This window comes from Candidatus Contendobacter odensis Run_B_J11 (assembly GCF_000531125.1).
In the GTDB taxonomy this organism is placed as follows: Bacteria; Pseudomonadota; Gammaproteobacteria; order Competibacterales; family Competibacteraceae; genus Contendibacter; species Contendibacter odensensis.
The window spans coordinates 1-5516 of sequence record NZ_CBTK010000186.1; the positions used below are offsets into that span (position 1 = coordinate 1).

At 57.5% G+C, this 5516-nt stretch carries 6 protein-coding genes and 1 pseudogene; 3 read left to right on the top strand and 4 right to left on the bottom strand.

Annotated features, from left to right (window positions below):
• Nucleotides 1-76 precede the first annotated feature (76 nt).
• Nucleotides 77-1417 (top strand): COG3415 family protein, encoded by a 1341-nt coding sequence (locus tag BN874_RS11600; RefSeq protein WP_034433458.1) that lies wholly within the window; start codon nucleotides 77-79, stop codon nucleotides 1415-1417.
• Complete coding sequence (locus BN874_RS22605) at nucleotides 1418-2464, top strand: trypsin-like peptidase domain-containing protein (protein WP_051497752.1); 1047 nt, start codon at nucleotides 1418-1420, stop codon at nucleotides 2462-2464.
• Nucleotides 2465-2485: 21 nt separating this feature from the next.
• On the opposite strand, the gene BN874_RS26460 is transcribed toward BN874_RS22605, so the two are convergent.
• Both BN874_RS26460 and BN874_RS26465 read right to left on the bottom strand, forming a co-directional pair.
• A complete protein-coding gene (locus BN874_RS26460; RefSeq protein WP_420886126.1) occupies nucleotides 2486-3034 on the bottom strand; it encodes a DUF11 domain-containing protein in 549 nt (182 codons plus the stop codon).
• Between the two features lie 81 nt (nucleotides 3035-3115).
• A pseudogene (locus BN874_RS26465) lies at nucleotides 3116-4033 on the bottom strand (hypothetical protein); the annotation flags it as partial.
• Between the two features lie 172 nt (nucleotides 4034-4205).
• Between BN874_RS26465 and BN874_RS11615 the strand changes: the two are divergent.
• On the top strand, nucleotides 4206-4532 hold the full coding sequence (locus tag BN874_RS11615) for a DMT family transporter (protein WP_034433460.1): 327 nt from the start codon (nucleotides 4206-4208) through the stop codon (nucleotides 4530-4532).
• A gap of 32 nt (nucleotides 4533-4564) precedes the next feature.
• Here BN874_RS11615 and BN874_RS11620 read toward each other — a convergent pair whose 3' ends face one another.
• Together BN874_RS11620 and BN874_RS11625 are read right to left on the bottom strand one after the other, a co-directional pair.
• A complete protein-coding gene (locus tag BN874_RS11620) occupies nucleotides 4565-4942 on the bottom strand; it encodes a hypothetical protein (protein ID WP_034433463.1) in 378 nt (125 codons plus the stop codon).
• Nucleotides 4943-4950: 8 nt separating this feature from the next.
• The gene (locus BN874_RS11625) at nucleotides 4951-5349 is read right to left on the bottom strand and encodes a cupin domain-containing protein (protein ID WP_034433465.1); all 399 of its coding nucleotides are present in this window, start codon (nucleotides 5347-5349) and stop codon (nucleotides 4951-4953) included.
• Between the last annotated feature and the right edge of the window lie 167 nt (nucleotides 5350-5516).

Consider the following 5516-nt stretch of genomic DNA (forward strand, 5'->3'; position numbering starts at 1 on the left):
GCTTCCTTATCGCTTCAGACGACAGCTTAAACCGTTGTCTTAAATTCGGGGTCCACTTTAGAGTCCCCTGTGTGCAATGAAGCGCAAGTACCCATCAACAGAGCTGTCTACGGACCAGCGTGATCTTGTTGCACGTCTTGTCGGCCCGCTGGAGATGCGCGGGATCTCGCGCTCGGTTTTTCGTGATGTTCTCGTCGACGCGGGGATCATCGTGCCCAAGTCGTCTTTGGACCGGTGGGTGCATGCCCATGCGGTGAGGGGCCGGGTTTTCACGGCGGAGAAGGCGAGCGGAGCGACGCCGCTTCTGGATGACGAACAGTGCGAGATTGCCGCCGGTTGGGTGCTGTCTCAGAACGACGCGAATCAGGTCGTCTCGCTCGCGTCGTTCGCGAAGTTTTGTGCGGCAGCCTTTGGTGTGGAGCTGGCGCAGACGACGGCGCATGATTACCTGCATAGTCTCGGTTTCTGTTCAAAGGTTTCGCAGACCAAGACCTGCGGCTTCACGGTGGACGTTGATGCACTGGCGAAGATGATGTTTGAGTGGAAGCGGGAGCGACAGCGTGCGAGAGACCTGAAAGGACTCCTGGCCAGCGTTGACTTCACGTTCACGGGCCATCGCACGGATCGGCGCGTGATTTATGCGCCTGCGGGTGGCGCTCAGCCGAAATCGAGCACGGCGATCGCTCGGTTCACGAACGGCATCGTCACCGTGGTCTGGTCCGACGATGTCCATCGGACGCCACCCGCCCTTTTCACGTTCAATGGGAAATTTCGGCTCGATCGTGTCGGACGCCAGATGTGGATCCAAGAGCGGGAGAAACTCGTCAATGCGCTCGTCCGCTTCGGTATCGATGCGAAACGCATCCTCTATATGGGAGCCGAGAAGAACGAAACCCGCCTCTATGCCAGCGAGAGTGCCGAGCTTCTACGCCGTTTCTTTGCCCTCTACCCCCTCCCGCCCAATGTTGTCGTCTTCAGCGATAACGGGAAGTCCTTCTTTCCGGGGGGAGTAACTGCTCTCGAATCGCTCGGATTCGCCAAGCAGGTGTCGTACCCGGCCCCGGTGCATCAGCACCTCTCGCCCAATGACAACCGCCTGCATGGCACGGCGAAGGCGAGATGGCGTAACAGTGGCGTGGACTTTGAGGACGACGTGGAATCGTCCCTGTTGCTCCTGAGTCATCTCGATGTTGAACTCGTGGCTCACGGAGCGATGTGGTTCAGACGAAACATCTTGGATCTCACGGCCACATCAGCGCGAGAACTCCTTCGGGGCCGATCCGGGAACAGGGCACAGGTCGATGATAATAGGCTTTATGCCTACTATCGTTTCGCGGGTCTGGAGGCCACTCAGAGACCGGAGGAAACCATCGCATCCGTTTCAAACAACCTGCATGAGCGTGTGTGCAGCGGATAGTTGAAAATAGAATTTGACTCAATTTCACCCGAAACGCTGGAATATCAAGACGAGCAAGGGCGTTGGCAGTATACCGACCGGCCACGCCCCAGCCTTGAGCCACCGGGTGAAATTCTGCCTGCCCCCGCCGCCACGTCCAACCCAAATCGGGACCTCAACGCTAGGTTGCGGGCTCAGTTTTCTCCTCAAACCCCGGTTCAGGAAGCAACGCTGGGCACCGTCACCGTCAAAACCGCAATGGGAACCGGCTCCGGGTTTTTCATTTCCACCACCGGCCACCTTCTTACCAATAGGCATGTGATCAAACTCCCCGAACGAGAACGCAAGGAGATTCAACAGTCGCTTGGCGACGCTGAACAAGAACTGGATCGTTACCGTAAGCGATTGACTTGGCGCGAGCAGGAACTGGATCGCTATAGAAAAGATCTCGCCCAGTACGAAACGTCGCTGGGCACGTTGCCGGAGGGCGCGGGGAAAGCCGATAGACAGGCGTACTATCGATCCAAGCAGAACCAGTATCAAACTTTGCAACAAGAACTGGCGACCGACCGCCGCACGTTCCAAGAAGTAGAAAAGAAGGTGATCACTCAGCGGCGCGAGATCGATTGGAAGCTGGCCGTATCCGGTACCACCCACACCTTCATCCTCGTCCTCAAGGACGGTACTGAATTAACCGCGTCCCTGCTGGCCGTGAGTCCAGATCATGATCTGGCGTTGCTGAAACTGGATCGCTATCAAACCCCCTCGTTACTCCCGGCAGCGCCCCAAGACATCGGGCAAGGCGTAGCGGTGTACGCCATTGGCTCCCCTGTGGGCTTGCGCGATTCAATCAGTGCCGGCGTGGTATCCGGCTTCGAGTCCACTTTCATTCGCACCGACGCCAAAATCTATCCAGGTAACAGCGGAGATCCGCTCATCTTGGCCAATGGCCGGGTCATCGGGATCAACACGATGAAGCAAATCACCGAGAAGTTTGAAGGCATCGGTTACGCCATCGACATCAACACCGCGTTACGGGAGTTTGCCGACCACCTGCCACACCATTAGGCTACCGCGTTCATTTTCTCCTTAATACACCGCTGTAGTCAGCGTCGCCGTGTTGTTATTGACATTCGGATCGGATGTGGTGCTGGTCGTTCGTGCCGTAGCGCTGAAGCGGCCTTTCAGCGTCGGTTTGACTGGGAGCGTGACTGTTTTTACCTGACCGCTCGCCAAGGTATTCAGCGGGCACTTCACGGTCGCATTGGCATAGGTACAACCGGTGGGCGTACTGACCAAGGTAAAGCGGGTGGGCAGGGTGACCGTCAGATAGATCGTAGCAGCGGGTGCCGGTCCTTGGTTTTTGACCGTGACTGTATAGTTGAACTTCTGATTTTTTCCGACTGAACTGGAGGGTTGAGTCAGGCCGGTTGCCAAGTCCGCCAACTGGCTGGTTGGCGTTGCTCCAAAGGTGGCCGAGCAGACGCTATCCCCGGTGAGCGTAAGCGTAATCGGCGAAGTCATGCCGTTACACCCACCGCCCCAACCGTAAAAAGTCGATCCTGCGGTCGGCGTGGCGGTCAATGTCACTAAAGCATTGGGGTAGAAATGCGCTTCACAGGTCGCGCCGCAATCCATCCCCGCCGGGAGGCTGGTCACTGTACCGCTCCCGTCGCCCAGCCGACTGACGATGAGCGTCACTAAAGCCGGGGTTGTCGTCTTCACCTGACCGGAATCGGCACTGACCATTAAACTCGATTCGTCCACCGCCTCGAACGCCGAACCTTTGACCGTGCGCAGTTCGCTCACCAAAGCCTCATCATTCCAGCACGCTCCCGGCGCACCGCTGAGATACCAATTACTGCCGTTATCGGCCAGGAACATGCCGTAGGTTTTCAGAGCGGTCAGAATAATCTGAGTTTGCGGGGAGTAGCCGGAGCTATTAAATCCGGCCTTGAGCCGAAACCGTTGCCCCATCGGCGGCACATTCGGATCGGTGATCGACGAAGCGTAGTGACGAGCGGGCCAAACGAACTTTCTCTGAGTGCGTTGGGCGGTAAAGCGCAAGGCGTGGTGGATCGCCCCCGTCTCCAAGTCCTCGCAGCGGGCTAAACCGGGCAGTACCGGCAGACCCGCCGCATCGGCGGAGGTCCAGCCGGAGGGACGCAGCGCGTTGGAGCGCAGATTAAACATCGCCCCGGAACCCGCTTTCCACGCGCCGCTCTGCTGCCGGGTATCCCAGGTTTCATACAGCGTACAGTCGTCCTGATTCATGATCAGCAGGTGATGATCGCTGCCGTATTCAAGGACGGGACTGGCGGGAATGGGATAGGGACCGGGATCACTCTCGTCGGCGTAGTCAAAGGCGACGGGCACTTTTGGCGGGTTGCTGGATACGGTGTTGTAGGGAATGCCCATCGGGCCGCCGTCCCAAGTGCCAGAACCAAAATCGGGATGCAGGCCGGTCGTAGCGCCGATGGAAGCGACATAGGCGTTGGAGCGGGCATCCACCGGCAACTGCGTGACGGGGGTATTCCAGACGTTATCCGCTGGAAACACGGGACAGGCCGCCCATGCTGGACCCGCAAAGAGCAGCGGCAACGGTAACAGCAACGACAAGCCCGACGTGCTTTTCATGGTGATTTTTCCTCGTCTTTAGTAGGTTTCAACCATAAACATGCATCAATTAAACCACGTATGACTAAAATAAATGCATATTTATGGTTTAACCGCTTCTTTAACTCCATGGGCAAATGGCCCGTTCGCTTTTGTTGCAACCCCTTTTCAAGATTTTTGTGGAGGGCAGGCGATGGCGTGGCTTTATCTGATTACGGCAGGCTTGTTTGAAATTGGCTGGCCGGTCGGCTTGAAACTGTCGCAAACTCTAGGCCGGCTGGTTATCGGCGTGATCATCGCCGTGGCCTGCATGACCGCCAGCGGGATTTTGCTGTGGCTGGCACAACGAACGATTCCGATAGGCACCGCCTACGCGGTCTGGACCGGCATTGGCGCGGCGGGAACCTTCATCGTGGGTATCCTGTTCTATGGCGATTCAGCAGGCGCGTTGCGACTGGTTTCGGTCGGGTTGATTGTCGCGGGCATCATCGGCCTGAAACTGGCGCATGGCCCTGGATGAAAGTAGCCGCCCACACTCAAGGCGATCCTACGTCAGCGGAAGAAGCAATAGGGACCAATCCACACCCACAGCGGGATCAGGGGCCATAGTTGGCCCTTGTGAAGGCGATAAGCTCCTAGCAACTGACGCCAAGACTGGCCAGCGACCCAATGACCGAACCCGAACTCAAACACCAAGGTCATCACCAGCCACAGCGTCCCGACCTCCCAGGCTTGACGAACCGACACTAGGGGCCAAGCCGTGAAAAGCCCCCAGAAATAGCCGCCAAAGAGCAGCAGCAGAATCACCGTGGAAATCTGATGGGCCGCCCGGTCGCCCATTCGCGCACGGTAACCGACATCGCGCAATGCGCCATTGGCGATGGCCAACCCCATCATGCCGAACCAGGCGATCAGGTATCGGACCGACACCGGGGCGTCTACCTGGGCAACGCCGGGCTGGCGCTATCCCCGGCGGCAAGGCGCTGGGGAAACGACACTTCCAACACCACACAACCCTCGTCCGTCTTGAAGGGGCCATGAAGTTCGCCCGGTGGGCGACTGGCGTAGCAACCTGCTTCCAGCCACCGGTCAAACGCCTGGTCATAAAGACGCCCACTGACGATGAAGACCTCCTCCGGGTAGGCATGGGTCTTTCCTCCAAAGCGTGAGGTGTCCGCACCGGGGAGAAAGCGGGTTAAGCGGGTATATTCGCCGGTCAGTGAGTCCATGCTCAGGGTGAGTTCTTCCGCCATGCCGTCCAGTCCGGCCACCGGCGTCCATCGCTCTTGGCTTTCTGGACGGAGCGCATTCCAATAGGTCACGGTTGATTTCGCCATGCATGATGTCTCCAGCAGCAGGATGCTCAAGAGTGTAGCCATACGGGCCTGAACAGCAATCTCGCTTAGAGACTGTCGCAAAACTCGCCATTGATTTTGAACAAAAATTTCTCTGTACATGACAAAAATTAACTTGAAGAGTTAAAATGATTAAAATCAAGGAAGTG

Coding starts and splice junctions, on each gene's coding strand:
- BN874_RS11600 (WP_034433458.1), top strand. CDS start 77: ATGAAGCGCAAGTACCCATCAACAGAGCTGTCTACGGACCAGCGTGAT.
- BN874_RS26460 (WP_420886126.1), bottom strand. CDS start 3,034: ATGGATTGCGGCGCGACCTGTGAAGCGCATTTCTACCCCAATGCTTTA.
- BN874_RS11615 (WP_034433460.1), top strand. CDS start 4,206: ATGGCGTGGCTTTATCTGATTACGGCAGGCTTGTTTGAAATTGGCTGG.
- BN874_RS11625 (WP_034433465.1), bottom strand. CDS start 5,349: ATGGCGAAATCAACCGTGACCTATTGGAATGCGCTCCGTCCAGAAAGC.